Raw genomic sequence first — 26,852 nt, 5'->3', positions numbered from 1 at the left:
GCCGACACTCGCCCTTTTTGCCCCTGAAACGAAAGAAGCCACCCTGCTCAGGTGGCTTCAGTCGGATATTGGTGGAGGCGGCGGGGATCGAACCCGCGTCCGCCGACACTCGCCCATCGGCTCTACATGCTTAGTTCCGTTATTTGATTTAACACTCTGGACTCCAACGGGCAGGATTCCAGCGTGCGATTTCTCTAAAGTTTAACGTCTGGCGCGAGAACAGAACCAAACGCGATCCTGGCTATACGAGCTCATGTCCCATCGGCAACGACCAGGCGCGTTGCTTCTGGGTAGGACGGGCAGGGGTTTAAGCTGCCAGAGCGCCCTGAGCGTAGTTTTCGTCGTTTGCGACTATTCAATTGTGATGTTGGATTTACGAGATACATCACGCTCTCGGCATGCACCTAAGGGGTTGTCATCAGCGTCGAAGCCATGTCGCCCCCAATAACGCCTTCTCAGTATACCAGACTGGCCATGGCAAGCGCCATAGCCAGAGGCCGGGCGATTCAGTCACGGTTCCGGTCGCGCATGATGCGGCCCTTCTGACGCTGCCAGTCGCGATCCTTCTCGGTGGCTCGCTTGTCGTGCTGTTTCTTGCCCGTCACCAGAGCCAGCTCGCACTTCACCAGCGGGCCCTTCCAGTACAGCTTGAGCGGCACACAGGTGTGCCCCTTGTCCTGGGTCCGCGAGAAGATCTTCGCGATCTCCTTGCGATGCAGCAGAAGCTTGCGAGTACGTGTCGGGTCGGCCAGCTCATGGGTGCTGGCGGTGTTGAGCGGTGTAATGTGGCTGCCCAGCAGCCAGGCTTCACCGTTCTTGATCAGAATATAGGTATCGGTCAGCTGGGCCTTGCCGGCACGCAGACTCTTGACCTCCCACCCGGACAAGGCAACACCGGCTTCAAATACCTCATCGATGTGGTACTCGAAGCGTGCTTTCTTGTTCTGGGCGATGACGTTACTGCTGGGACCCTTTCCCTTCTTGTTGGCCATGGAACCTCTTGGTGTACAAACCCTGTGTAGGCCTTGATACGCACCTGCCATGATGCAGGAGGCGCCTCGGTACGGCATTGATGCCCAGGCCGGCTCTTTGGGGGCGCGGCATTCCGTTGGCTTGTCCCGGGTCGGCGATCGGTTGCCGAGGATCAGTGCTGCTTCGGCGCTCACTTCGATATGGGGCGAAGCATGGTACCATTCAAGGCTGAAATAACCGCTCATGATACGCCCTGGGCCACGTGAAGTCAGCGGAGAGGTCAATGCCAACGGTCAATCGTTCCGCCATGGTGCGGCACACCCCCAAACAGATGTTCGATCTGGTCAACGATTTCGAGCGCTATCCGGAATTTCTGCCAGGGTGCGTGCGGTCACGGTTACTGGAGCGGGATGAATCCCATCTGGTCGGAGAGATGACACTCGGGCGTGCCGGGGTCGAACAGACCATCGCCACGCGCAACGATCTGCATGAGCCGGAGCGCATCGAGATATCGCTGGTCAAGGGGCCGTTCAAGCGCATGACCGGTCGCTGGAAATTCACCCCCATGGGCGAGAACCTGTGCAAGGTCAGCCTGGAGATGGACTTCGAATTCTCCAATCGCTTGCTGGGAATGGCCTTCGGTCGGGTGTTCCAGCAGATTGCAGGTCAGCAGGTCGATGCCTTCACCCGTCGAGCGGACCAGCTCTATGGCCGTTGATTCATCGACCAGTGCCGGTTCGATCGAGGTTGAAGTGGCCTATGCGTCACCGGAAAGGCAGCACATCGTCAGTCTCGAGGTGCCTACTGGTACCACCGCGACTCAGGCGGTAGCACTGGCTCATCTGGAACGGCTGTTTCCCGACCTTTCTGCAGAGGGCCTTGGCGAAGCGCCCATTGGCATCTTCGGCAAGGCGTTGCGCAATCCGCAACAACATGTGCTGCGGTCTGGCGACCGGGTCGAGGTCTACCGCCCGCTGACGATCGATCCCAAGGCAGCCCGCCAGGCGAGAGCACAGAAAGGCCGGACCTGACGGCTGGTCCGGCATTCGCCCACAGCTCTCTACAACCACCGCTATGGCGATGATCGAGTCACTCTCTGGGTGCTGTGGCGCTACCCTGGTAGGGTAGCGCCACAGCGGCGCTTATCTTGCCTGGGGGTCCTCGATGGTGCGGTTGTAGATCGGTTCGATCTCACCGCTTTCGAGATCCGGCGCACCACCGCTGCTGGGGCCGACGCCTTCAACATGACGATCTGCAACCGGCGTCAGGTTGAAGTTGCCCTCACGCTGGATGTTGACCAGCTCGTTGCCGGCAAAGGTCAGGGTCATGCGGCGCTGCTTGACGTCGCCATAGGCTTCGTCGACACGGTAGACATAGTCCCACTGGGAGGCGTCGAAAGGTGCCTCCAGCAGAGGAGCGCCCATTACATCAACGACTTGCTGACGAGTCATGCCCGGCTGCAACTGGTCCGCCATGGCAGCCGTCACCAGGTTTCCCTGGTTGAGGTCGCGCTTGTAAACGCTGAAATAGGTACAGCCGCTGGTCAGGGCCAGGGCCAGTGAAAGGGTGACAATTCCAGTCAACTTTTGCATTTGCGCCTGTTCTTCACTATCGTGGGGTCGGTCGATCATACCCGACCCTACCTGATACTGCGAAGAGCAACCATGGCCGACAAGAACCATGAATTGCGCAAGGCCGGCCTCAAGGTCACGCTGCCGCGCGTAAAGATCCTGCAGATTCTGGAATCTGCCACCGACCAGCACCATCTCAGCGCAGAGGATGTCTACAAGACATTGCTCGAGGCGGGCGAGGATGTGGGGCTGGCGACAGTCTATCGTGTGCTGACTCAGTTCGAGTCGGCGGGCCTGGTGATCCGACATAATTTTGATGGCGGTCACGCGGTCTTCGAACTGTCCCAGGAAGAGCACCATGACCATATGGTGTGCCTGGAGAGCGGTGAGATCATCGAATTCTTTGACGACACCATCGAGCGCCGCCAGCAGGAAATCGCTGAAGAGCACGGTTTCGAGCTGGTTGACCATGCGCTGGTGCTGTACGTTCGCCCCAAGGGCTCCAAGGCGACACGCCAGGAAGGCATCGTCAGGAAGTAGTGCCCGGCCAGGCTCTCGTTTCCAGCGCTCTCGCGGCTGGAGCGAGTGTGTCTTGCCTGTCTGCTGCTCCTGACTGTCGTAGCTGTTCCTGCTGGCGTCTATAAAGACGTCTTGAATCTGAAAGCCCCGGATCCTCACGGTCCGGGGCTTTTCGTGTTTTCTGGGAGGAGGAGGTTTTTTACCTCCGCTTCGGCTCAGTGTCGGGGGTGTTGGCTGGCGTTGAGCATTTCCCGGGCATGGGCCAGGGTCTGGTCGGATAGTTTCACGCCACCCAGCAGCCGTGCCAATTCTCCTACGCGACCTGCCTCGTCCAGCAGTGTCATGCGTGTCAGGGTGGTGTCGTCTTCATCCTGCTTGTGGATATGCAGATGCTGATGAGCCTGGGCGGCAACCTGGGGCAGGTGAGTGACGGTCAGTACCTGTCCATTGCTGCCGAGCCGACGCAGCAGTTGACCGACGATTTCTGCCGTGGCGCCGGAGACACCGACATCGACTTCATCGAATACCAGGCTGGGAATGGTCGAGTGCTGTGCGGCGATCACCTGAATGGCGAGACTGATGCGTGACAACTCGCCTCCCGAAGCGACCTTTGCCAGTGGCCGTGGCGGCTGCCCGGCGTTGGCGGCGATCAAGAAACGAACCCGGTCCATGCCGTCCGGCGAGGCACTGTCACGGCGGCTGACTTCCACTTCGAAGGTGGCCTTGCCCATGGCAAGGAATGCCAGTTGTTGCTGGACTTCCTCGGCGAAACGCGAGGCGGCGGACTGGCGAGCCTGGCTGACGGATTCGGCGAGTTCGCGCCACTGCCCCTTGAGCGATTCCGCTTCTTCGGCCAGAGCCTCCAGATCGTCCTCGCCACCTTCAAGACCTGCCAGTTCTTCACTGAGTCTCTGGTGCAAGGCGGGGACCTCCTCCGGCATGACATGGTGCTTGCGAGCAATGCGGTGAACCTCGCCCATGCGCTGTTCCACCCAGGCCAGACGCTCTGGGTCCAGCTCGATACTGCTCATTACCTGGCCGAGTTCACGTGAGGCCTCCTCCAGTTGGATGCAGGCATCGCCAAGCAGGCCGATGACGTTGGCCAGACCACCTCGTTCACTGCCGTGCAACTCTCCAAGGCGCTGTACGGCCTGGTGGAGCATGGGCAGGGCGCCACCATCCTCGCCATCGCAGCAGTCCATGGCGAACTGAGTCTCGGCCAGGCGGGTTTCGGCATGAGCGAGGTCACCCTGTTCATTCTCCAGGCTGGCCAGTTCCTCGTCGCCCAGGCCCAACTGGTCAAGCTCCTCTACCTGGTAACGCAGCAGTTGTCGGCGAGCTCGCTGTTCATCACCATCGTCGGCAAGTCGCTTGAGTTTGCGGCGGGTGGACTGCCATTGGCGATACAGCTCACCGAGTAGGCTGACGCTCTGACGATGACCGGCGAGGTCATCGAGAAGTCGCAGGTGGGTTTCTTCGTGCAGCAGCGCCTGGTGTGCGTGCTGGCCATGGATCTCGATCAGCGTCTCACCGAGTGACTTGAGGTCACTGATGGTGACCGGCTGGCCGTTGATCCAGGCCTTGGAGCGACCGCTTCTGGTCACGACTCGGCGCAGCAGACACTCGTCGCTGGGTAGTTCTCGGCTGGTCAGCCAGTCGCGGGCGGCAGGGAGCTTGCTGATGTCGAAGCGGGCCGAGAGGTCGGCCCGGGCCTGGCCGTGGCGTACACTGCCGGAGTCGGCGCGCTCGCCCAGGCACAGCCCCAGGGCGCCAAGCAGAATCGACTTGCCGGCACCCGTCTCCCCGGTGATGGCGGTCATGCCGGAGCCCAGCTCCAGTTCCAGCTGGTCGACAATAGCGAAATCGGAAATGGCGAGCTCGGTCAGCATTCAAGCCTCCTTGCGCCCTGCGCCGGGATACCGGCAGGGGGCATCAACGCGTAATGACGGATAACACCTGCGACTCCTGGTACCGGTAATGCCGGGTACCGACAACTGCTGCTGGCTGCAGCCTCCTCTGGCATCTGCCATTTCTGACAGCTGCAATGCCTGATGGAATCAATGTCTCGCAGTATGTGCGTTTATACAGTTGTTGTGTGTATTTATACAGTAGTCGGGATGGCGGCTCAATGCACTATCCGTACCTCTGGCATGTCAATCTGACGATGTCTTGTTGTCCGGGCCTTGAGATTATGGTGGGCATCCCCATATAGCTTCCAATCGCGCTGCAGGCGCCTGGATCGTTTTTCCAGCAGAGCCCTTTTTCAGACAAGACCCGGCCGGCGGCAATGAGAGCGCTGGCTTCATTATCAGGAGGCTGAACATGGCCAAAGACTCCCAGACCCCGCTCGACGATGAACAGGGTGCCAAGGCAACTCCGCAAGCCCAGTCCGAACAGCAGGCGGAAAACGCCGAACCTGTCGAGATCAATGGGGAGGTGGAGCAGGCTGATATCGAAGGCGTAACGCTCGAGGCGTCGGATAATCCCGAGGCAGAGGTGCTCGCGGAGCGCGTAGCCGAGCTGGAGCAGAGCGTTACCGAAGCGAAGGACCAGGCCTTGCGTGCTGCCGCTGAAGCGCAGAACGTGCGTCGTCGTGCCGAGGCTGAAGCGGACAAGGCTCGCAAGTTCGCTCTCGAGAAGTTCGTCAAGGAATTGCTGCCGGTGGTCGACAGCCTGGAGAAGGCGCTCGAGGCCATGGGAGACGATGCTTCGGAGGTCCACCGTGAGGGTGTATCAATGACGCTCAAGATGCAGTTGGATGTGCTTGGCAAGTTCGGCGTCGAAGTCGTCGAGCCTCATGGTGAGCCCTTCGACCCGCAGCAGCACGAAGCCATGGCCATGGTGCCCAATCCAGAGGTCGACGCCAATACGGTCATCGACGTAATGCAGAAGGGCTACCTGCTCAATGGACGCCTGGTGCGTCCTGCCATGGTGGTGGTGAGCCAGGCCGCAGGCTGAGGTCTGCTGCCGAGCAGGTAACCCTCAGACGTCACCAACACGGACCGGTTGTCCAGGGCGAGGGTTTGAAAATCGAGGCTTGAAAATGCTCGGCACACCCCCCACATAGTTGGCAACCCCGCGGTGAAAGCCGCCAGAGTGACATTAAAGTTTTGGCAAGATACTGAATTCGAGGATTTCCTATGGGACGCATCATTGGTATTGACCTTGGTACAACCAACTCCTGTGTAGCTGTACTGGACGGTGACAGCGCCAAGGTGATCGAGAACGCCGAAGGCGGACGTACCACTCCTTCCATCATCGCCTACACCGATGATGGCGAGACACTGGTGGGACAGGCGGCCAAGCGCCAGGCCGTCACCAACCCCGAGAATACGCTGTACGCCATCAAGCGCCTGATCGGTCGCCGCTTCAAGGACGACGTTGTCCAGAAGGACATCAAGATGGTGCCTTACACCATCAGCGAGGCGGACAACGGCGACGCATGGGTCGAGGTCAAGGGCAAGAAGCTGGCTCCGCCCCAGGTCAGCGCTGAAGTACTGAAGAAGATGAAGAAGACTGCCGAGGACTACCTTGGTGAAGCGGTCACCGAAGCCGTCATCACCGTCCCGGCCTACTTCAACGACAGCCAGCGTCAGGCGACCAAGGATGCCGGCCGCATCGCAGGTCTCGAGGTCAAGCGCATCATCAACGAGCCGACAGCGGCAGCGCTGGCCTACGGCATGGACAAGTCGCGTGGTGACAAGACCATCGCGGTATATGACCTGGGTGGTGGTACCTTCGATATCTCCATCATCGAAGTGGCAGATGTTGATGGCGAGACCCAGTTTGAAGTGCTGGCGACCAATGGTGACACCTTCCTGGGTGGTGAAGACTTCGACCTCAAGCTGATCAACTACCTCGTTGACCAGTTCAAGGCTGACAGCGGCATCGATCTGTCCGGTGACAACCTGGCGATGCAGCGCCTCAAGGAAGCTGCCGAGAAGGCCAAGATCGAGCTGTCCAGCGCGCAGCAGACAGACGTCAATCTGCCGTACATCACTGCTGACAATACCGGTCCGAAGCACCTCAACGTCAAGGTGACCCGTGCCAAGCTCGAGTCGCTGGTCGAAGACCTGGTGGCGCGTTCACTGAACCCGTGCAAGACCGCACTGGCTGATGCTGGACTGTCCGCCTCCGAGATCGATGATGTGATCCTGGTCGGTGGTCAGACTCGTATGCCGATGGTGCAGGCCAAGGCAGCTGAGTTCTTCGGCAAGGAAGCACGCAAGGATGTGAACCCGGATGAGGCTGTGGCCGTTGGCGCAGCGATTCAGGGCGGCGTTCTGGGTGGCGACGTCAAGGACGTACTGCTGCTCGACGTGACACCGCTGACGCTGGGTATCGAGACACTGGGTGGCGTGATGACGCCGCTGATCGAGAAGAACACCACTATTCCGACCAAGAAGACCCAGGTGTTCTCGACGGCTGACGACAACCAGACTGCCGTGACCATTCACGTGCAGCAGGGTGAGCGCAAGCAGTCCAGCGGCAACAAGTCTCTCGGCCGTTTCGACCTGTCCGACATCCCGCCGGCGCCGCGTGGCGTACCGCAGATCGAGGTGGCGTTTGACCTCGATGCCAACGGTATCCTGAACGTATCCGCCAAGGACAAGGCAACCGGCAAGGAACAGTCGATTGTCATCAAGGCCTCCAGCGGTCTGTCCGATGACGAGATCGAACAGATGGTGCGTGACGCCGAGGCGCATGCCGACGAGGACAAGAAGTTCGAGGAGCTGGTGCAGCTGCGTAACCAGGCCGATGGCATGATCCATGCCGCTCGCAAGACGGTCGAGGAAGCCGGTGACAAGGCCAGCGACGAAGAGAAGCAGGCCATCGAGACGGCGGCCAGTGAGCTGGAAGAAGCGCTCAAGGGCGACGACAAGGACGCCATTCAGGCGAAGCTGGATGCGCTGACTGAAGCCTCCGGTAATCTGGCGCAGAAGATGTACGCCGAGCAGGCCGACGCGGCACAGCAGGCAGGTGGTGATGATGCCGCTGCCGGTGCCAAGAAGGATGATGATGTGGTCGACGCTGAGTACGAAGAAGTCAACGACGACCAGAAGAAGTAATACATCTGAACCTCGGTTGACACCAACGCGGGAGCTGGACTCCCGCGTTGGTGTTCATACCTGCTCTTTCATGAGGTGGTCTTTCATGGCTCGATCATCTCATGATGAGGCTGTTCACGACCGGGCCTGGTCATGATGAAAGCCAGGGCTGGCCGAGGAATACGGAGGCGGATGGACACATGTCCAAGCGAGAATGCTGAATGTCGAAGCGAGACTATTATGAGGTGCTGGGCGTAGAGCGCGGCGCTGATCAGAAAGACATCAAGAAGGCCTATCGCCGCCTGGCCCAGAAGTTTCACCCGGACCGCAATCCCGGCGATGACACCTCCGCGGAGAAATTCCGTGAAGTGTCCGAAGCCTATGAAGTTCTTGCCGATGGCGAGAAGCGTGCGGCCTATGACCAGTTCGGTCATGCCGGCGTTGATGGCCAGGCGGGAGGGGGCTTCGGCGGTGCTGGTGCTGGTGGTTTCAGCGACATCTTCGGCGATGTGTTCGGCGATATCTTCGGTGGCGGCGGTGGTCGTCGCAACCCCAACGCACCGCAGCGTGGCAGCGACCTGCGCTACAACCTCGAGCTGGATCTCGAGAGTGCCGTCGCGGGTACCAGCGTGGATATCCGTGTGCCGCGCCACATCGAGTGTGAACGCTGTGACGGTGATGGCGCCGAGCCGGGGTCGAGCAAGGAAACCTGCCCGACCTGTCATGGTCATGGCCAGGTACGCATGCAGCAGGGCTTCTTCGCCGTGCAGCAGACCTGCCCAACCTGTCATGGTAGCGGCCAGCACATCAAGGTGCCGTGCCACAAGTGTAATGGCGAGGGCCGTGTGCGTGAGACACGCACTCTGTCGGTGAAGATCCCAGCCGGTGTCGATAGCGGTGATCGCATTCGTCTCAACGGCGAGGGCGAGGCCGGTATCAACGGTGGGCCGCATGGCGACCTGTATGTGCAGGTATCGATCAAGCCGCACCATATCTTCGAGCGTGACGGCCGTCATCTGCAGTGCGAAGTGCCGATCAACTTTGTCGATGCTGCCCTGGGTGGTGAGCTGGAAGTTCCGACGCTGGATGGTCGCGTCAAACTGAAGATTCCCGCCGAGACCCAGACCGGCAAGCTGTTCCGGCTGCGCGGCAAGGGAGTCAAACCGGTGCGTGGAGGCCCCGCGGGCGATCTGCTGTGCCGTGTGGTGGTCGAGACTCCGGTCAAGCTCGATGAAGAGCAGAAGGACCTGTTGCGCAAGTTTCAGGAGAGCCTGGGAGGCAGCAACAGCCAACACTCGCCGAAGAAGTCGAGCTTCTTCGATGGGGTGAAAAAGTTCTTCGAGGATATGAAGCTCTAGGGGTATGAAACTCCAGGGGTATGAACCTTCAGGGACCAAAGGCTCCCGCAGGAGGTTTTCGCCTCGCTTCTGATGTCATGAAATGGCATCTGAACCACTGCAGCCCACCAGCCCTTGTCGGGGTCTGGTGGGCGCAGTGCGTTTACCCGCACAATCCTGTGTGATACAGGCTCCAGCCAGAGGAACGGCATGATGACAGACTCCATGGACCGGTCCGGGCTGGGGATTACCCTGCGGATCCTGTCGGGCATGCTGTTCACCGGCATGCTGGTCTGCGTCAAGTTGCTGAGCGAAACCGTTCCGCTCGGACAGATCGTCTTCTACCGCTCATTGTTCGCTCTGCTGCCGATTGCGGTGTTTCTGGCCTGGCGCAGGGAATTCCCTGCTGGTCTGGCAACGCGTCGCCCATTGGGGCATCTGCTGCGCTCGGGGCTGGGCGCGGCGGCGATGTTCGCCTCCTTTGCCGCCGTAGCGCGACTGCCGGTAGCGGAAGCGACCCTGCTGGCTCAGCTCAGCCCGGTGGTCATGGCGCTGGGGGCGGTGGCGCTGCTGGGCGAGCGCTTGACATTACACCGTGTGCTGGCCCTGGGGTTGGCATTGCTGGGGGTGGTCGTGCTGGTGCTGCCCGGGTTGGGTGATGCCACCGGCCAGGCGTCGGGCTATCTGCTGGGGATACTGGCGGCGGTTCTGACCGCCGGTGCGCTGCTCACGGTGCGACGTATCTCGCGGACTGAAACACCAGGGGCGATCGCCTTCTACTTCGTGTTGACGTCGGCGCTTGCCGGACTGGCGACGCTGCCACTGGGCTGGGCGGAGGTGAACACCGAACAACTCCTGTTGTTGATTCTCGCCGGACTGTTCGGCGGCGCGGCGCATATTGCCATGACACTGGCGCTGCGCTTTGCCGAGGCATCGCGGTTGGCACCCTTCGAGTATGTGGCACTGATCTGGCCGGTACTGGTCGACCTGTTGTTGTTTGGCCTGCCGTTGTCGGCCGGCTTCGTGATGGCGTTGCCACTGATCCTGGGCGGCGCGGTGCTTGCCGCCCTGGAAGGGCGAAGCTTCAGACGGCGGCCTCGACAATGAGCTGAGGCTGACCTTGAGTACAGTTCTCGACCCGGGCGATGACCTGGTAGACGTCGCGTAGCATTTCCGAGGTCACCACCAGGGGCGTGGGCCCACAGGCGACGAAGCCTCCGTTGGCGATGACCAGAGCCTGGTCGGTGAACCGCAACGCATGGCCAATATCATGGATCGCCACTATGACCAGCATCCGCCGCTCCCGAGCCAGACGACCGAGGATCGACAGCAGGTCGATCTGGCGATGCAGGTCGAGGGCCGAAGTGGGTTCGTCCAGCAGCAGAATATCCGGTGCCTGAACCAGTGCCTGAGCCGCTCCGACCAGCTGTCGCTGGCCTCCGCTGAGGTCACTGATATCGCGTTCGCTCAGCGCCATGATGTCCAGCTCGCGCAAGGCGCGTTCCACCTCTTCCAGGTCCTGCTGTTGAACCTTCAGGCTGCGCCCCTGCATGCGGGCGAGCAGCACACTCTCGTAGACGGTGAGCACCGCATTGACCCCGGTATCCTGAGGCATATAGGCCACAGGACGGCTGGAGCTGGTACCGGTGATCCTGACGTCGCCGCTGCCCTTGAGCAGCCCGAGAATACGCCGGAACAGGGTCGACTTTCCGGCGGCGTTGGGGCCGAGCAGGGCGACCACCTGGCCGCCCTGGAGGGGCGGGGTGGTGATGCCCGTCAGTATCTGACGGCGTCCATAGCGGGCGCCAACCTCGTTGAGTTCGAGCGTTACCATGATGCCTTCCTGCGACTGAGGATGAGGAACAGGAAAAAGGGAATGCCAACCAGGGAGGTGATGATGCCGATGGGAATCACCGTGCCGGGGAGAATGATCTTCGAGAGGACCGAGCCGACCGACAGGATCAGGGCACCGCACAACGCTGAACCCGGCAGGAAGAAGCGCTGATCCTCACCGACCAGCATGCGCGCGATGTGCGGGCCGACCAGTCCGATGAAGCCGATAGTGCCGACAAAGGCGACGGCCATGGCCGACAACAGTGACACCAGAACCAGCACTTCGAGGCGCAGGCCGCGTGGCTTGACCCCCAGGCTCTCGGCCTTGGCGTCGCCCAGGCGCATGGCGGTCAGCGCCCAGCCATGGCGTGCCAGCAGTGGGACGACCACGCAGAGTACCGCGAGCGACATCCACAGTTTCGGCCAGGTGGCCTTGGTCAGACTGCCCATGGTCCAGAACACCACTGCGGCGACCGCCTGCTGACTGGCAAAGAACTGGATCAGGGCCATCAGCGAGTTGAAGATGAACACCATGGCGATGCCCAGCAGCACAATGGTCTCGATGGTGACGCCACGACGCATGCTCAGGGCGTGAATCAGAAAGGAGGTCAGCATGGCCATCAGAAAGGCATTCAGCGGGATCACATAATCGATGGCGGCAGGTATCAGCGCGACACCAAAGGCCAGTGCCAGCGCCGCACCGAAACCGGCGCCGGCGGAAATGCCCAGGGTGAAAGGACTGGCCAGTGGGTTGCTGAGGATGGTCTGCATCTGAGCGCCGGCAATCGACAGGCTGGCACCGACCACCAGTGCCATCAGCGCGACAGGCATGCGGATTTCCCACACCACGACTCGCACCTGATCACTGACATTGCCGGGGGCCAGCACGGCTTCAATCACTTCGCCGAGGCTATAGCGGGCCGGGCCAAGCGCCAGATCAACACACAGACTGATCAGCAGGGCGGCCAGCAGACCACCCAGAATCAATTGACGGCGCGCCACGAGGCTGCGGTAGAAGCCACGTTCGCGACCCTCTGTGGTCATGGTTCTGATGTCTTCAGTCATGCAGTGATACCCAGTAGCCTGGCTGGTAGGCCACCGGCAGGAAGCGCTCGTGGAGTTCGGTCATGGTGGCCTCCGGGTCGAGATCGGCGAACAGCTCCGGGTGGAACCAGCGTGCCAATTGCTGAACGGCGACGAAATAATAGGGACTGTTGTAGAACTGGTGCCAGATGGCATGCATGTTGCCGTTTTCCACCGCATCGATGCCGGTCATGGCGGTGCGTTCGCTGAGCGCTTCCAGCTTGCGGCGTGCCTCGTCGAGATCGGCTCCGGGGCCGACGCCGACCCAGTTGCCACCCGGCACATAGGCATCCCAGCTGCCGCCGGTCACCACGACCTGTTGAGGGTTGGCGGAGATGATCTGCTCGGGATTCAAGGTGCCGAAGGTGGAGGGGATGATACCGTCAGCAATGTTGCTGCCGCCGGCCAGTTCCACGTATTCGCCGAAATTGCCCTGACCGAAACTCATGCAGCAGTCATCGGAATAGCCTCCGGCGCGATCAATGAAGACTCTGGGGCGCTCAGGAGCATTGGCGTCGATGACATCGGTGACCCTGGCCATCTGGGCCTCGGAAAAGGCGATGAAATCCTCTGCCGCCTGCTGCTTTCCGAGCAACTCACCCATCAGGCGCATCGACGGGGTGATATGGGCAATGGGATCTTCACGAAAATCGACATAGACGATAGGAATGTCCAGTTCCGCCAGCTTGGTGTCATAGCCGGCATCCTCGGTGGCTGCTCTGGCCTCCAGATTCATCAGGATGACATCCGGTTGCAGTGCCGCTGCCTGTTCAACATCGAAGGTGCCGTCCTTGAAGCCACCGAAGGTGGGAAGGTCCTCCAGCTCGGGGAATCTTTCGGCGTAGAGAGCATAGTTGTCGGGATCTGCTTGGGAGAAATCTTCCCGCCACCCCACGACATGCTCGAAAGGGGCGTCCGGCTCGAGGGCGCCGAGTAGGTAGACCTGACGCCCTTCACCAAGAATCATGCGCTCCACGGGGGCGTCGACGGTAACCTCGCGTCCGGCAACGTCGGTCACGGTGATCTCCTCGGCCATGGTGACGCCACTCAATAGAAGGGCCGAGCCGAAGGTGGCGAATCTCGTCAGTGTGGGCATGCAGAGGCCTCGATGGTTCACGAATTGTTGAGTTGTGGATGTGTTCAGTGGCGGAGCTGCTGGCGACGCTTGCCGCGCGGGGACAATGCAGTCGAACGAACGCCCCGTTGCGTGTTCCAGGGCTGGTGTCGGCTGATATTATATGAGTATTGTTATCATTTGTATTTCTCGAGGTGAAAAAATGCACGAGTCTTCTGCGCAGATCGTCACGTCATCGGGGCAGCGCTTGATCAATCGGCTATGCAAGCATTGGGCTCACAAGCTGGAGGTCGACGCCGACCAGGGACGAGTCGTGTTCGACGGTGGATTGTGCCTGATGAGTGCCGACGAGGATGCTCTGCGAGTACAGCTGCAGGCCGATGATGCCGAGCGGCTTGAACTACTGAAGGGCGTGGTGGCCAGCCACCTGGAGCGCATGGCGGGCAAGGAAGAGCTGGAAATTCGCTGGCAATAGCGGCCACTCGCCGCTGTACCGGTGGTCCAGAAGGGGAGGTGAGTTGAGGCAGGGCATGTCACGCTAGGGGTAAAAGGCATTGGCATCCGTGGCCTTGTGTGACTATGCTTTGCCTACATATCTTTACGTGAAGATTCTTTTGATGGAAATTCTTTTCCCGAAGACTCTCTTCGCGAAGATTCCGTTACGTAAACAGTTGCCGTGGAAGAATTGCCGTCCACAGGAGGACCGCCATGCCGGAATTGCTTGAAGACGAGGTTCCACGTGATGCCATCGATCGGTTGATCTCGGAGTGGTGCACGGTCCTGCCTGATCGTGACCCCTCCGATATGGGCATCTTCACGCGTCTGTACCGCATCATGAAACACGTGGATCGGCGCGTATCGGTGGTATTTCGCGCCCATGGGTTGCGGGAGGGAGAGTTCGACCTGCTGTCGACGCTGTATCGGCGAGCAACGAATGAAGGCATGACACCCAATGCACTCTGTGCGGCTGTGGTGTTGAGCTCTGGCGCCATGACCAATCGTCTCGATCGTCTGGCCGAGCGTGACCTGATCGAGCGCGTGGACAACCCTGAGGATCGCCGCAGTGTTCTGGTCAGACTCAGTGACAAGGGGCGCGAGATGATGCCGGGGCTGCTGGATGCCTATCTGTCCGAGCTTGGCGCCATGCGCGAAGCTCTCGATGTCGATCACGCCGATGCCCTGGCTGCGGGGCTGCGAGCCCTGCTGGTGGCACTGGAAGGCAGAGCCACGAGGGAGGGACCATGAAGACACAAGGGCTTTGGGCTGCGCACCTTGGCATGCTGATATGGGCGCTGCTGGTGGGGCTGTCGTTTCCGGCGGTCGGCCTGCTCAGCGAGGGACTGCCGCCCCTGTTGCTGACCGCACTGCGTTTTGCCATCGCGGCCCTGGCGGTGCTGCCGCTGGTATGGGGTGCGCCGGGGCTGAAGCCGAGTCGTCAAGGAGCCTGGCTGTATGCCTTGATGGGGCTTTGCCTGGCGGGGTTTTTCGGCACCATGTTCTGGGCGGCGCATCGCACCACGGCATTATCCATGGCGACGCTCTATGTCAGCGTGCCGCTATTGGCCTACGGGCTCGGACGTTTCCTGAGTGTTGAGCAGCGTGCTCTGTCGCTGCTGGCACTGTTGGCCCTCGGTGCCTTTGGTGCGCTGGGGCTGGCCTGGGCAGAGGCCGATGGAGACCTGACGCGGATGCAGTTCGGTCTCGGGGAAGCTGCCTTCTTTGTCGGTTGTCTGGCATCCGCCTTGTATCCCGTGTTGTCGAAGTTCGGCTTGATGCGTGGCTGGTTATCCCCCCATGCCGGGGTTCGCACCCTGTGGAGTCTGGTCCTGGGCGGTGTGCTTATTGCTCTGCTGGGACTGATCTTCAATCATCCGAATGCCATGGCGCGTATGACCCTGAGCGATTTGGCGCTGGTGACCTACCTGGGGCTGTTCTCCAGTGGCGTGACCTTCTGGTTGCAGCAGCGTGCAACAGCGACTCTGACGCCTGCGGCGGTGACTGCCTATGGTTATCTGGTGCCCTTTGTTTCCATGTTGCTGCTGTTCCTGCAGGCTCCCGAGGTCCTGTCGCCCCGGTGGCTGCCGGGGTCTGTCATGGTCATCCTGGCCATTCTGCTGTTGCTGCGCCGAGACGTGAGAATGCGTCGGGATGTGGAAGTGCCCAGCAGGGCACGATCGTAGAGGCGCTATTGATGTGGCGATCATCAGTCCTGTGTGAGGCGCAGGCAGGTAAGCAGCGTGCGCTGCAGGGCGCTGAAGTTGTTGTCGCTGACCATCAGCAGGCTTCCATTCGGCATGGCGGCGAGTCCTTCCATATTGTCCAGGCGCCATCCGTCAGCGCTGGACAGACTGAAGACCGTGGTGGTGCTGACGTGCGGTGGTGTCAGCAGCTCGGTGCGTTTGAGGGTGATGGTCAATCGGGGTGGTGCCCAGGCGCGCTCGAGGGTCACCAGGGTATCCGGACTGCCTGGCCATGGCGCCATATCGGTCAGGGCACTATTGGTGGCAGGAGCCAGTGGATAATCCCAATGGTGCTTGCCATCAAGGCTGAACAGACGGGTGACTTTCGCTTTGCCGCCGTCGGGTGGGGACTCGAGCCCGACGATGATGTCGAGATCGGGAAGCCGGGTCATGGCCTCCATGCCAGCGTTGCGGGTGGCACTCTGTGCCGGGCCCGGGCGCAGGGCATCACCGATGGGGTAGCCCTGAGTGTTGAACTGCTGCAGACGGTGGTCTCGCTCGAAGCCAATCAGTAACGCCGTGTTGCCTCGCTCACCATCCCAGGCGTCATCCAGCACCAGTGACTCGGCATCCACGTTGCTGCCGCTGAGTGGCTGGCCGCTGCTGTCCTTCAGGGTGTGACTGGCGACGACCACCAGGTCCACCAGTTGCCCGTCGTCGTATACCGGCAGTGTCTGATGCAGGCGGCCGCGGTCGGATACCAGCCATAGTGACTGTTCGTCCTCGTCCCAGGCCAGTGCCGATAGCCCGCCGAGCGGTTGCGCCGCCGCAGCGCTGTGCGATGGCCAGTGGTCGGGAAGCTCCAGGCTGCCGCAGAACTCGATGCCGGGCACCGACGGTGGGTGGCCGTCAACGGCATTGGTGTCGGCGAGATTGGCGCCGGCGAGGCTGGCGCTGCGCACCTGGTGGGCGCAACCCGGCAGTCCCCAGAGCAGTAGTAAAAGGCCCAGCAGGACGGTACACCGGTTCCGCGGATGGCGTCGGCCGGTGAGCGAGGAGGTGAGGATGGTGGGCCAGCGGTTGGCAGGCATGGAAATTCCCTTTTCCGGGCAGGAGTGGGTGATCCGATCCTCCAGTGTAGCGGGCCGGCATGACGATGGGTGGAGTCGGTGTCGGTCGTGGGTGGCCACGCCAACATCAGTGAGACCGGCACAGACGCCATGCGGCGGCATTGTTATACTGCGCGGATCGAGGCTGCTTTCGGTCGCCTTACCCTACTGCCCTGTTCCCTACTGCATGAGGATTGTGCTGCATGACCACCGCTGCTCCCCGCATTGCCATTGTTGGTGTCGCTGGCCGCATGGGCCGAACCCTGGTCAACGCTGTATGCCAGGATGACGGAGCCACGCTGGCGGCGGGTATCGTCGAGCCGGGTAGTTCCCTGGTGGGTGCCGACCTCGGTGAGCTGGCAGGAGTTGGTCGACTGGGCATCAGTGCAGTGGACTCACTGGCATCGGTGGTCGACGACATCGATGTGCTGATCGACTTCACCACTCCTGCTGTCACCCTCGCCAACCTGGCCTTCTGTGCCGAACATGGCAAGGGCATCGTGATAGGTACCACCGGCTTGAGCGATGCTGAGCTCGAGAAACTCGATGGTTACGCCCAGCGTGTGCCGATGGTCTTTGCGCCCAATATGAGTGTAGGTGTCAACTTGACCCTCAAGCTGTTGGAGACCGCTGCTCGTGCACTGGGCGACGAGGGCTATGACATCGAAGTGATCGAGGCTCACCATCGTCACAAGGTCGATGCACCCTCCGGCACTGCGTTGCGCATGGGAGAAGTGGTGGCGGCGGCACTGGATCGTAACCTCAAGGAACATGGCGTGTTCGAGCGGGTAGGGCAGTGTGGCCCGCGCCAGGCCAGCGAGATCGGTTTTGCTACGGTGCGAGCCGGTGACATCGTCGGCGAACATACGGTGATGTTTGCTACCGAAGGCGAGCGTATCGAGATCACCCACAAGGCATCCAGTCGCATGACCTTTGCCAGAGGGGCTGTGCGCGCGGCACGCTGGGTCAGCGGTCAGGGCGTGGGGCGCTATGGTATGAACGATGTACTCGGGCTTGATGAACAGTAGGATGTCCTGCAGGCTGGCATGATTTCAGGGCGGTGAAATTCACTTTATTGGCTGGCCAGGCGGATGGTTTTCCTGTAACATCTCAAAAATTTTGGCCGGGCGAGATCTGTCCATGCCGTTCTGTGCATAAACTGGTGGAGCGGGCTGGCGAGGCAATGGTTTTCGGCTCAGACATTCCGAGCGCAGGACAAGAAGCATAACAAGCGGGATGAAACCGGTCATCAATCGGGTTTCGTCCCGCTTTTTTACGGCCCGGCCCCTTGCGCTAGTAGAGCACAGAGGGCCGGGTCCATGCCGACTGGGCCAGCGGTTTCGGTCAGGCAGATGGTGTGCAGAGTGGTGTGTGGTTACCTTGACGAGCATTGGGAGGACGTAACATTGAACAAACCCGCAATATTGGCCCTGGAAGATGGCAGCGTATTCCACGGCACCGCCATTGGCGCTGATGGGCAGGCCAGTGGTGAAGTGGTGTTCAATACGGCCATGACCGGCTATCAGGAAATTCTCACCGACCCTTCCTATTCGCGACAGATCGTTACTCTCACCTATCCTCACATCGGCAATACCGGTATCAACCCCGAAGACGTGGAATCCTCCAGCATTGCTGCCGCTGGACTCGTCATCCGTGATCTTCCGTTGGTTGCCAGCAACTTCCGCTCGACCCAAAGCCTATCCGACTATCTTGTCTCCCAGAATGTCGTAGGTATCGCCGATATCGATACGCGCCGACTGACTCGCATTCTGCGTGACAAGGGCTCCCAGAATGGCGCCATCCTCGCCGGAGCCGAGGCCGAGGGCGCCGATGCTGAAGCGCGCGCCCTCGAGGCGGCGCGGGCCTTCCCGGGGCTCAAGGGCATGGATCTGGCCAAGGTTGTTTCCTGCACCGAGCGTTACGAATGGAGCGAGGGCGAGTGGACGCTGGGTGAAGGCTATGCCGATACCAGCACCACCGAGCGTCCGTTCCACGTGGTGGCCTACGACTACGGTGTGAAGTTCAATATTCTGCGCATGCTGGCCAGTCGCGGTTGCCGCCTGACCGTAGTGCCGGCGCAGACGCCCGCCGCGGAAGTGCTGGCGCTGCAGCCGGATGGCATCTTCCTGTCCAATGGCCCGGGGGACCCTGAGCCCTGCGATTACGCCATCACTGCCATCCGCGAACTGCTCGAGACTGATACGCCGATCTTCGGTATCTGCCTGGGTCACCAGCTGCTGGCGCTGGCCAGTGGCGCGACGACGGTCAAGATGGGGCATGGCCACCATGGTGCCAACCACCCGGTCCAGGACCTCGACACCGGCTGCGTGATGATTACCAGTCAGAACCACGGCTTTGCTGCTGACGAATCGACGTTACCGGACAACCTGCGCGCCACCCATCGCTCGCTGTTCGATGGCACCCTGCAGGGTATCGAGCGCACTGACCGCCAGGCGTTCAGTTTTCAAGGACACCCGGAAGCCAGTCCTGGCCCCAGGGATGTCGCTCCCTTGTTCGACCGCTTTATCGAGATGATGCGCAGCCGCCGCTGAGGCGGCCTGACGCAACCCACACACTCGATTCGATTCTTCGTCAAAATTTCAAGCGGGAAGCACCATGCCCAAGCGTACAGACCTCAGCAGCATTCTCATCATCGGCGCCGGCCCCATCGTTATCGGCCAGGCGTGCGAATTCGACTACTCCGGCGCCCAGGCGTGCAAGGCCCTGCGTGAAGAGGGCTACCGCGTCATTCTGGTCAACTCCAACCCGGCCACCATCATGACCGACCCGGTGATGGCCGATGCCACCTATATCGAGCCGATCACCTGGCAGGCCGTGGAGAAGATCATCGAGGTCGAGCGCCCGGATGCGATTCTGCCGACCATGGGTGGCCAGACAGCGCTGAATTGTGCCCTTGATCTGGACCGTCACGGTGTACTCGAGAAGTACGGTGTGGAGATGATCGGTGCCAACGCCGATACCATCGACAAGGCCGAGGATCGTGACCGCTTCGACAAGGCGATGAAGAACATCGGCCTGGAGTGCCCGCGCGCCAAGGTCGCTCACAGCATGGAAGAGGCCTGGGAAATTCAGGCCGAGCTCGGCTTCCCGGTCATCATTCGCCCCTCCTTCACCATGGGGGGGTCCGGCGGTGGTGTGGCCTACAACAAGGAAGAGTTCAAGGAAATCTGTGGTCGTGGTTTCGAACTCTCGCCGACCCATGAGCTGCTGATCGACGAGTCGCTGCTGGGCTGGAAGGAATACGAGATGGAGGTCGTTCGCGACAGGAACGACAACTGCATCATCGTCTGTGCGATCGAGAACTTCGATCCCATGGGGGTGCATACCGGTGACTCCATCACCGTAGCGCCGGCCCAGACGCTGACCGACAAGGAATACCAGATCATGCGCGACGCCTCGCTGGCGGTGTTGCGTGAGATCGGCGTCGAGACTGGTGGCTCCAACGTGCAGTTCGGTGTCGACCCCCAGACCGGGCGTATGGTGGTCATCGAGATGAATCCGCGGGTGTCGCGCTCTTCGGCGCTGGCCTCCAAGGCGACCGGCTTCCCGATTGCCAAGATCGCCGCCAAGCTGGCGATCGGCTATACCCTGGACGAGTTGCAGAACGACATCACCGGCGGCCGCACACCGGCGTCCTTTGAGCCGTCCATCGACTACGTGGTCACCAAGATCCCGCGCTTCACCTTCGAGAAGTTCCCGCAGGCCAATGACCGCCTGACGACTCAGATGAAGTCTGTGGGTGAGGTGATGGCAATCGGCCGCACCTTCCAGGAGTCGCTGCAGAAGGCTCTGCGCGGCATGGAAACCGGTAATGATGGCCTCGACCCCATCGTGACCGAGTTCAGCGATGAGAACATGGCGCTGATCAAGGGTGAGCTGCAGGCCGCGGGCGCCGAGCGCATCTTCTTCATTGCCGATGCCATGCGTTCCGGCATGAGCGTCGAGGATGTTTTCACGCTGACCAATGTTGACCCCTGGTTCCTGGTGCAGCTCGAGGATCTGGTCAAGACCGAGCAGCAACTGGCACAACGCTCACTGTCCGAGCTTGATGCTCGCGAACTCTTCCGCCTCAAGCGCAAGGGCTTCAGCGATGCGCGTCTGGCGAAGCTGTTGAGTGTGTCAGAGAACGATTTCCGCAGTGCGCGCCAGGCGGCGGGTATTCGTCCGGTCTACAAGCGCGTTGACACCTGTGCGGCGGAATTCGCCTCGGATACTGCCTACATGTACTCGACCTATGAGGAAGAGTGCGAGGCCGAGGTTTCCGATCGTCAGAAGATCATGGTGCTGGGCGGTGGTCCCAACCGTATCGGTCAGGGCATCGAGTTCGATTACTGCTGTGTGCATGCCGCCCTTGCCATGCGTGATGATGGCTATGAGACCATCATGGTCAACTGCAACCCGGAAACCGTCTCCACCGACTACGACACCTCCGATCGCCTGTACTTCGAGCCGGTGACGCTGGAAGACGTACTGGAAATCGCCGACAAGGAAAAGCCGGTCGGTGTCATCGTTCAGTTTGGTGGCCAGACGCCGCTCAAGCTGGCGCGAGACCTCGAGGCCGCTGGTGTGCCGATCATCGGAACCACGCCGGATGCCATCGACCGGGCCGAGGATCGTGAGCGTTTCCAGCAGATGATCGAGAAGCTTGGTCTCAAGCAGCCGCCCAATGCCACCGCGCGCAGCTTCGAGGAGGCCTTTGCCAAGGCCGAGGCCATTGGCTATCCGCTGGTGGTGCGTCCGAGTTACGTACTCGGTGGCCGAGCAATGGAGATCGTCTACGATGCTTCCGAACTCGAGAACTACATGACCCATGCGGTCAAGGTTTCCAACGACTCTCCAGTACTGTTGGATCATTTCCTCAATGCCGCTGTCGAGATCGATGTCGACGCGGTGTCTGACGGTAATGAGGTGGTGATTGGCGGCATCATGCAGCACATCGAGCAGGCTGGCGTACACTCCGGCGACTCGGCCTGTGCGCTGCCACCTTATTCGCTTCCGGCGGATGTGCAGGACGAGATGCGCGAGCAGATCAAGCGCATGGCGGTCGAACTGGGCGTCAAGGGCCTGATGAACGTGCAGTTGGCCTGGCAGGATGGCGAGATCTACGTCATTGAGGTCAACCCGCGTGCCTCACGTACCGTGCCTTTCGTGTCCAAGTGCATCGGCACCTCGCTGGCCCAGATCGCGGCTCGCTGTATGGCAGGCAAGACACTGGCTGAGCAGGGCTTCCAGCGCGAGATCGTGCCGCACTTCCACAGCGTCAAGGAAGCGGTATTCCCGTTTGCCAAGTTCCCGGGTGTCGACCCGATCCTGTCGCCGGAGATGAAGTCCACCGGTGAAGTGATGGGCTCTGGTGAGACCTTTGCCGAGGCCTTCTACAAGGCACAGCTTGGTGCAGGTGAGGCGATTCCGCCGCTGACCGGTGAGCGCAAGGCGTTCCTGTCCGTGCGTGAGCCGGACAAGGCGGGTGTTATCGAAGTGGCTCGTTCTCTGGTAACATTGGGCTTCACACTATGTGCGACCCGTGGCACGGCAGCGGCGCTGGAAGGCGCAGGTCTGTCCGTCGAGGTCGTCAACAAGGTTTATGAAGGCCGGCCACATATCGTCGATTCGATCAAGAACGACGAGATTGCCTATATCGTCAACACCACCGAGGGCCGCCAGGCGATCAATGACTCCTCGGTGATCCGTCGCACCGCGCTTGCCCGTAAGGTTCCCTATGCCACGACCCTGGCAGGGGCCAGTGCTGTTTGCATGGCGCTGGAATATGGCAATGCGATTACCGTGCGGCGGCTACAGGAACTGCATGCAGGAGCGAATAAATGAACAAGGTCCCGATGACCGTCGCTGGTGAGCAACGCCTGCGTGATGAGCTGGAGCAGCTCAAGAGTGAGGCTCGCCCGAAGGTAATCGCTGCCATTGCCGAGGCGCGTGAGCACGGCGATCTCAAGGAGAATGCCGAGTACCATGCGGCTCGCGAGCAACAGGGCTTCATCGAGGGTCGCATTCAGGAGATCGAGGGCAAGCTGTCCAATGCTCAAGTCATCGATGTCACCAAGCTGCCGCGTACCGGCAAGGTGATTTTCGGTGTCACAGTCGAGCTGCTCAACCTCGAGACCGACGAGGAAGTCACCTATCGCATCGTTGGCGAGGATGAGGCGGACATCAAGCAGCGCCGCATTTCCGTGACATCACCGATTGCCCGTGCCCTGATTGGCAAGGAAGAAGGTGAAATCGTGCTGGTGCGCACACCAGGTGGTGAAGTGGAGTACGAGATTTCCTCTGTGGAACATCTGTAAGCTACGAGCTACGAGCTACGAGCTACGAGCTACGAGCTACGAGCTACGAGCACCTCGTCGACCCAGTTGGCGGGGTGTTCGTGTATCAAACGGCCATGAAAAACACCCCGCCAGTGGTTGCTGGCGGGGTGTTTCGTTTTCGAAGCTCTGTTACGGCAAGTCGGGTTCTGAGTATTCAGTGTCTGCCGTGGTGATGCTCGAAGCGGCTCACATTGGAGAGCTTGGGGTTGGCCTTTGGGTTGTGGCGGTAGAGCAGGGCAACCTTGCCGATCTTCTGGACGACCTCGGCACCGCTGGCATTGGCCAGCTCGTCGAGGACGGCGGCGCGATCATCACGCTCGGTGAGGGCGAGCTTTATCTTGATCAGCTCGTGATCATTGAGCGCTCGCTCGAGCTCAGCCAGAAGGCCCTCGGAGATGCCGTTCTCGGAGGCAGTGACAACGGGGTCAAGGTGATGGCCGATGCTGCGAAATGCTTTCTTTTGTGCCTGTGACAAGCTCATGGTATCTTGAATCTTCCCGAAAATGGCGCGCAATGGCACATAACAAGTGCGATGAGTAAGCGAGTAAGTAGGTTCAGTAGGTAATGGTACGGTGAATCCTGCCAGCATGAAAGCGTGCTGCTCCGTTGTCGGTCTACAACATTGTCGTCCCATGAACTGTATTCCCCCATATCCTGCGGCCAGTCCTTATTGAAGGAGCAGCTCGTAATCGGCGAGCCCATTGCCCGCAGCCAGCGTTTCAGGTGATCCCGTGGCATCTTCCCGTTCTTCCCGGCCTTCCTCGTCTTCAGGCAAGCAGGCTGCCTCAGCCAACAAGCGTGGCGCGAGCAAGACCAGTGCTGGCTGGTTGAAGGAGCACTTCGATGATCGCTACGTGCAGCAGAGTTGGCAGGATGGCTATCGTTCGCGTGCCAGCTACAAGCTGATTGAGCTGGATGGCAAGGATCGCCTGTTCAAACCGGGCATGACCGTAATTGATCTGGGGGCGGCCCCGGGGGGCTGGAGCCAGATTGCGGCGGAAAGGGTTGGTGACAGCGGTGTGGTGATTGCGTCGGATATTCTCGAGATGGATGCACTGGCGGGCGTCGACTTCATCCACGGAGACTTTACTGAAGAACAGGTACTCGATGAAATCCTCGCAGTGCTGAATAATCGCCCAGTGGACCTTGTGATGTCGGACATGGCCCCCAATATGAGTGGTATGGCTGCCATTGATCAGCCGCAGGCCATGTATCTGGTGGAGTTGGCGCTGGATCTGGCGCGCCAGACGCTGCGACCTGGAGGGCGTTTTGTGGCCAAGGTGTTTCAGGGTGAGGGCTTCGATGCCTACCTGAAGGATCTACGTGGCAGTTTTCAGCGAGTGGTGACACGCAAGCCTGATGCCTCACGCGCACGTTCGCGTGAGGTCTATCTGCTGGCCGAAGGTTTCAAGGGTTAGTCCCGGTGGTTCGCTCGGGGACGGCTCGGCATGATATATGGCGCCGTAGACTGATAGGCAGTGCCTACCGGTGCAATACGCGGACAACATCAACCAAGTATGACAGAGTACAGCGTGGCAGAGTGTAGAGGGCGGAGACTGACAGGCCTATAGGCTAGAGTGGTTGGACAGGACCATTGTGAGGATCGTGCGAGGCTGAAAGTGGCCTGCTGTTCCTCGGGCTGGCTGAACGAGGCTGGCTCCTGTAGTGTCGAAACTAGTGACAAGGCTAGTGTCAGAGCTTCACCGGCACCTGAAGCCGACAGATTTCTGTAATTGAGGGTAGTCCCTTGAACGACATGGCGAAGAACCTGATTCTGTGGTTGGTCATCGCGGCGGTATTGCTGACGGTGTTCAACAACTTCAGCGTCGAGAATGCACCCAACACGATGAACTATTCCCAGTTCGTCCAGGAAGTGCAGAATGAGAAGGTACGCAGCGTTACCATTGATGGCTATACCATCTCTGGTGAGCGCTCTGACGGTACGACCTTCCAGACCATCCGTCCTTCGGCTGAAGATCCCAAGCTGATGGATGATCTCCTGTCCCACAACGTGACAGTGGTGGGACAGGAGCCGGAACAACAGAGCCTGTGGACGCGGCTGTTGATCGCCAGTTTCCCGATTCTGCTGATTCTTGCCATCTTCATGTTCTTCATGCGACAGATGCAGGGTGGGGGAGCCGGCAAGGGCGGCCCGATGAGCTTCGGCAAGTCCAAGGCCAAGTTGTTGTCCCAGGATCAGATCAAGACCACCTTTTCTGACGTGGCGGGTTGCGACGAAGCCAAGGAAGAGGTCGAGGAACTGGTCGACTTCCTGCGTGACCCGACCAAGTTCCAGCGCCTGGGCGGTACTATCCCGCGTGGGGTGTTGATGGTCGGTCCTCCCGGTACCGGCAAGACCCTGCTGGCCAAGTCGATCGCCGGCGAGGCCAAGGTGCCGTTCTTCTCGATCTCCGGTTCAGACTTCGTTGAAATGTTTGTCGGCGTGGGTGCTTCCCGCGTTCGTGACATGTTTGAACAGGCCAAGAAGCAGGCGCCCTGCATCATCTTCATCGACGAGATCGATGCGGTGGGCCGCTCTCGTGGCGCCGGCATGGGCGGTGGCAACGACGAGCGTGAGCAGACGCTCAACCAGTTGCTGGTGGAGATGGATGGCTTCGAGGCCAACGAAGGCATCATCGTCATTGCCGCGACCAACCGTCCGGACGTCCTCGATCCTGCACTGCTGCGCCCGGGTCGTTTCGACCGCCAGGTGGTAGTACCGTTGCCGGATATCCGTGGTCGCGAACATATTCTCAATGTCCATCTGCGCAAGGTGCCGCTGGCGGATGACGTCAAACCGTCATTCATCGCGCGGGGCACGCCGGGCTTCTCCGGTGCCGACCTGGCCAACCTGGTTAACGAGGGTGCCCTGTTTGCAGCTCGCCGCAACAAGCGCCTGGTGGGTATGGAAGAGCTTGAGATGGCCAAGGACAAGATCATGATGGGCGCCGAGCGCCGGTCCATGGTCATGACCGAGAAGGAAAAGCTCAATACCGCTTACCACGAGGCGGGCCATGCCATCATTGGTCTGGTGATGCCCGAGCATGACCCAGTGTACAAGGTCACCATCATCCCGCGTGGCCGAGCCCTCGGTGTGACCATGTTTCTGCCCGAGCAGGATCGCTACAGCCTGTCACGGCAGCAGATCATCAGCCAGATATGCTCGCTGTTCGGTGGCCGTATCGCCGAGGAGATGACGCTGGGTCCTAATGGTGTCACCACTGGTGCGTCCAACGATATCAAGCGAGCCACGGAACTGGCCCACAATATGGTGGCCAAGTGGGGTCTGTCCGAGGAGATGGGGCCGATCATGTACGATGAGGACGAGTCACACCAGTTCCTCGGCGGACCGGGGCAGAGCGGCGGCAAGCTCAAGTCCGGTGAGACCACCACTCGTCTCGACAAGGAAGTGCGCAAGATCATCGATGAGTGCTACGCCCAGGCCGAGCGTATTCTGCACGACAATCGCGACAAGCTGGATGCCATGGCCGAGGCGCTGATGCAGTACGAAACCATCGATGCTGATCAGCTCAAGGACATCATGGACGGCCGTACACCGCGCCCGCCGAAGGACTGGGACGATCGAGGTTCCAATGGTGGCTCGCCGATCACCGGCAAGCCAGCGGAGGAGCCGGAGGCCAGCTCCGATACTGCGGAGGATGGCAGTGATGGCGGTGACAGTGATGAGGAGGAGGAGGATGACACTCCTGATCGTCGGCCTTCCGATCCTCTCGGTGGCCCCGCCGGAAGCTGAATCAGCCCGACCTGATCTCGGAGGCGCCCT

Annotated in this window: 24 protein-coding genes and 1 other RNA gene; 16 read left to right on the top strand and 9 right to left on the bottom strand. The window is 60.5% G+C overall.

Annotated elements, in window-relative coordinates; genetic code table 11:
* Positions 1 to 69: 69 nt before the first annotated feature.
* Both ssrA and smpB read right to left on the bottom strand, forming a co-directional pair.
* Positions 70 to 443: a transfer-messenger RNA gene (gene ssrA / locus BUE38_RS17980) on the bottom strand.
* A 63-nt stretch (positions 444 to 506) separates the two neighbouring features.
* Entirely contained in the window at positions 507 to 992 is a 486-nt protein-coding gene (smpB, locus tag BUE38_RS17975; RefSeq protein WP_073436619.1) for an SsrA-binding protein SmpB, read from the bottom strand.
* Between the two features lie 263 nt (positions 993 to 1,255).
* On the opposite strand from smpB, the gene BUE38_RS17970 reads away from it, so the two are divergent.
* Positions 1,256 to 1,690 (top strand): type II toxin-antitoxin system RatA family toxin, encoded by a 435-nt coding sequence (locus tag BUE38_RS17970; protein ID WP_073436618.1) that lies wholly within the window; start codon positions 1,256 to 1,258, stop codon positions 1,688 to 1,690.
* Complete coding sequence (locus tag BUE38_RS17965) at positions 1,680 to 2,003, top strand: RnfH family protein (protein ID WP_073436617.1); 324 nt, start codon at positions 1,680 to 1,682, stop codon at positions 2,001 to 2,003. Before BUE38_RS17970 ends, BUE38_RS17965 begins: the two co-directional genes overlap by 11 nt.
* A 111-nt stretch (positions 2,004 to 2,114) precedes the next feature.
* On the opposite strand, the gene BUE38_RS17960 is transcribed toward BUE38_RS17965, so the two are convergent.
* Positions 2,115 to 2,564 (bottom strand): outer membrane protein assembly factor BamE, encoded by a 450-nt coding sequence (locus BUE38_RS17960; protein ID WP_200802208.1) that lies wholly within the window; start codon positions 2,562 to 2,564, stop codon positions 2,115 to 2,117.
* A gap of 72 nt (positions 2,565 to 2,636) precedes the next feature.
* Here BUE38_RS17960 and fur point away from each other — a divergent pair, with 72 nt between their 5' ends.
* Positions 2,637 to 3,083, top strand: coding sequence for a ferric iron uptake transcriptional regulator (fur, locus tag BUE38_RS17955; RefSeq protein ID WP_073436615.1), 447 nt, complete (start codon positions 2,637 to 2,639; stop codon positions 3,081 to 3,083).
* 194 nt (positions 3,084 to 3,277) lie between these two features.
* Here the strand turns inward: fur and recN are convergent, their stop codons facing one another.
* Positions 3,278 to 4,951 (bottom strand): DNA repair protein RecN, encoded by a 1,674-nt coding sequence (recN, locus tag BUE38_RS17950; RefSeq protein ID WP_073436614.1) that lies wholly within the window; start codon positions 4,949 to 4,951, stop codon positions 3,278 to 3,280.
* Positions 4,952 to 5,384: 433 nt separating this feature from the next.
* Between recN and grpE the strand changes: the two genes are divergently transcribed.
* The 4 genes from grpE (at position 5,385) to BUE38_RS17930 (ending at position 10,554) form a co-directional block, all read left to right on the top strand.
* Positions 5,385 to 6,020, top strand: coding sequence for a nucleotide exchange factor GrpE (gene grpE / locus BUE38_RS17945; RefSeq protein ID WP_073436613.1), 636 nt, complete (start codon positions 5,385 to 5,387; stop codon positions 6,018 to 6,020).
* Between the two features lie 182 nt (positions 6,021 to 6,202).
* On the top strand, positions 6,203 to 8,131 hold the full coding sequence (gene dnaK, locus BUE38_RS17940) for a molecular chaperone DnaK (protein WP_073436612.1): 1,929 nt from the start codon (positions 6,203 to 6,205) through the stop codon (positions 8,129 to 8,131).
* Between the two features lie 200 nt (positions 8,132 to 8,331).
* Complete coding sequence (dnaJ, locus tag BUE38_RS17935; RefSeq protein ID WP_073436611.1) at positions 8,332 to 9,468, top strand: molecular chaperone DnaJ; 1,137 nt, start codon at positions 8,332 to 8,334, stop codon at positions 9,466 to 9,468.
* A gap of 189 nt (positions 9,469 to 9,657) precedes the next feature.
* Entirely contained in the window at positions 9,658 to 10,554 is an 897-nt protein-coding gene (locus tag BUE38_RS17930) for a DMT family transporter (RefSeq protein WP_143166383.1), read from the top strand.
* Here BUE38_RS17930 and BUE38_RS17925 read toward each other — a convergent pair.
* From BUE38_RS17925 to BUE38_RS17915, 3 genes are read right to left on the bottom strand one after another with little or no spacing between them, the layout of a single operon-like run.
* Positions 10,532 to 11,281 carry an ABC transporter ATP-binding protein gene (locus BUE38_RS17925; RefSeq protein ID WP_073436609.1) on the bottom strand — a complete coding sequence of 250 codons (750 nt, stop codon included), beginning with the start codon at positions 11,279 to 11,281 and terminating at the stop codon, positions 10,532 to 10,534. The two genes, BUE38_RS17930 and BUE38_RS17925, sit on opposite strands and share 23 nt — an antisense overlap.
* A complete protein-coding gene (locus tag BUE38_RS17920) occupies positions 11,275 to 12,324 on the bottom strand; it encodes a FecCD family ABC transporter permease (RefSeq protein ID WP_234987085.1) in 1,050 nt (349 codons plus the stop codon). Before BUE38_RS17920 ends, BUE38_RS17925 begins: the two co-directional genes overlap by 7 nt.
* 13 nt (positions 12,325 to 12,337) lie before the next feature.
* Entirely contained in the window at positions 12,338 to 13,459 is a 1,122-nt protein-coding gene (locus BUE38_RS17915) for an ABC transporter substrate-binding protein (RefSeq protein WP_073436607.1), read from the bottom strand.
* Between the two features lie 181 nt (positions 13,460 to 13,640).
* Here BUE38_RS17915 and BUE38_RS17910 point away from each other — a divergent pair, with 181 nt between their 5' ends.
* The 3 genes from BUE38_RS17910 to BUE38_RS17900 all read left to right on the top strand — a co-directional run bounded on the left by BUE38_RS17910 (position 13,641) and on the right by BUE38_RS17900 (position 15,618).
* On the top strand, positions 13,641 to 13,913 hold the full coding sequence (locus BUE38_RS17910) for a DUF2218 domain-containing protein (RefSeq protein WP_073436606.1): 273 nt from the start codon (positions 13,641 to 13,643) through the stop codon (positions 13,911 to 13,913).
* A 233-nt stretch (positions 13,914 to 14,146) separates the two neighbouring features.
* Positions 14,147 to 14,683, top strand: coding sequence for a MarR family winged helix-turn-helix transcriptional regulator (locus BUE38_RS17905; RefSeq protein ID WP_073436605.1), 537 nt, complete (start codon positions 14,147 to 14,149; stop codon positions 14,681 to 14,683).
* Entirely contained in the window at positions 14,680 to 15,618 is a 939-nt protein-coding gene (locus tag BUE38_RS17900) for a DMT family transporter (protein ID WP_073436604.1), read from the top strand. The genes BUE38_RS17905 and BUE38_RS17900 overlap by 4 nt, the downstream gene beginning before the upstream one ends.
* 23 nt (positions 15,619 to 15,641) lie before the next feature.
* Here BUE38_RS17900 and BUE38_RS17895 read toward each other — a convergent pair whose 3' ends face one another.
* On the bottom strand, positions 15,642 to 16,709 hold the full coding sequence (locus BUE38_RS17895) for an esterase-like activity of phytase family protein (RefSeq protein ID WP_073436603.1): 1,068 nt from the start codon (positions 16,707 to 16,709) through the stop codon (positions 15,642 to 15,644).
* 221 nt (positions 16,710 to 16,930) lie between these two features.
* Here BUE38_RS17895 and dapB point away from each other — a divergent pair, with 221 nt between their 5' ends.
* The 4 genes from dapB (at position 16,931) to greA (ending at position 23,047) form a co-directional block, all read left to right on the top strand.
* Positions 16,931 to 17,755 (top strand): 4-hydroxy-tetrahydrodipicolinate reductase, encoded by an 825-nt coding sequence (dapB, locus tag BUE38_RS17890; RefSeq protein ID WP_073436602.1) that lies wholly within the window; start codon positions 16,931 to 16,933, stop codon positions 17,753 to 17,755.
* Between the two features lie 378 nt (positions 17,756 to 18,133).
* Positions 18,134 to 19,279: a glutamine-hydrolyzing carbamoyl-phosphate synthase small subunit gene (carA, locus tag BUE38_RS17885; protein ID WP_174788052.1), complete on the top strand. Its 1,146-nt coding sequence runs from the start codon at positions 18,134 to 18,136 to the stop codon at positions 19,277 to 19,279.
* Between the two features lie 64 nt (positions 19,280 to 19,343).
* The gene (gene carB, locus BUE38_RS17880; RefSeq protein WP_073436601.1) at positions 19,344 to 22,574 is read left to right on the top strand and encodes a carbamoyl-phosphate synthase large subunit; all 3,231 of its coding nucleotides are present in this window, start codon (positions 19,344 to 19,346) and stop codon (positions 22,572 to 22,574) included.
* On the top strand, positions 22,571 to 23,047 hold the full coding sequence (greA, locus tag BUE38_RS17875; RefSeq protein WP_073436600.1) for a transcription elongation factor GreA: 477 nt from the start codon (positions 22,571 to 22,573) through the stop codon (positions 23,045 to 23,047). Before carB ends, greA begins: the two co-directional genes overlap by 4 nt.
* Positions 23,048 to 23,222: 175 nt before the next feature.
* On the opposite strand, the gene yhbY is transcribed toward greA, so the two are convergent.
* Positions 23,223 to 23,549, bottom strand: a complete 327-nt coding sequence (yhbY, locus tag BUE38_RS17870) for a ribosome assembly RNA-binding protein YhbY (protein WP_073436599.1) — start codon at positions 23,547 to 23,549, stop codon at positions 23,223 to 23,225.
* Between the two features lie 250 nt (positions 23,550 to 23,799).
* Between yhbY and rlmE the strand changes: the two genes are divergently transcribed.
* Together rlmE and ftsH are read left to right on the top strand one after the other, a co-directional pair.
* Positions 23,800 to 24,486, top strand: a complete 687-nt coding sequence (gene rlmE / locus BUE38_RS17865; RefSeq protein ID WP_073436715.1) for a 23S rRNA (uridine(2552)-2'-O)-methyltransferase RlmE — start codon at positions 23,800 to 23,802, stop codon at positions 24,484 to 24,486.
* 329 nt (positions 24,487 to 24,815) lie between these two features.
* The gene (gene ftsH / locus BUE38_RS17860; protein ID WP_073436598.1) at positions 24,816 to 26,822 is read left to right on the top strand and encodes an ATP-dependent zinc metalloprotease FtsH; all 2,007 of its coding nucleotides are present in this window, start codon (positions 24,816 to 24,818) and stop codon (positions 26,820 to 26,822) included.
* Positions 26,823 to 26,852 lie beyond the last annotated feature (30 nt).

It is taken from the genome of Halomonas cupida (assembly GCF_900142755.1).
In the GTDB taxonomy this organism is placed as follows: domain Bacteria; phylum Pseudomonadota; class Gammaproteobacteria; order Pseudomonadales; family Halomonadaceae; genus Halomonas; species Halomonas cupida.
Note: the sequence above shows the minus strand (reverse complement) of the source record. Positions and strands in the feature narration are given on the sequence as shown.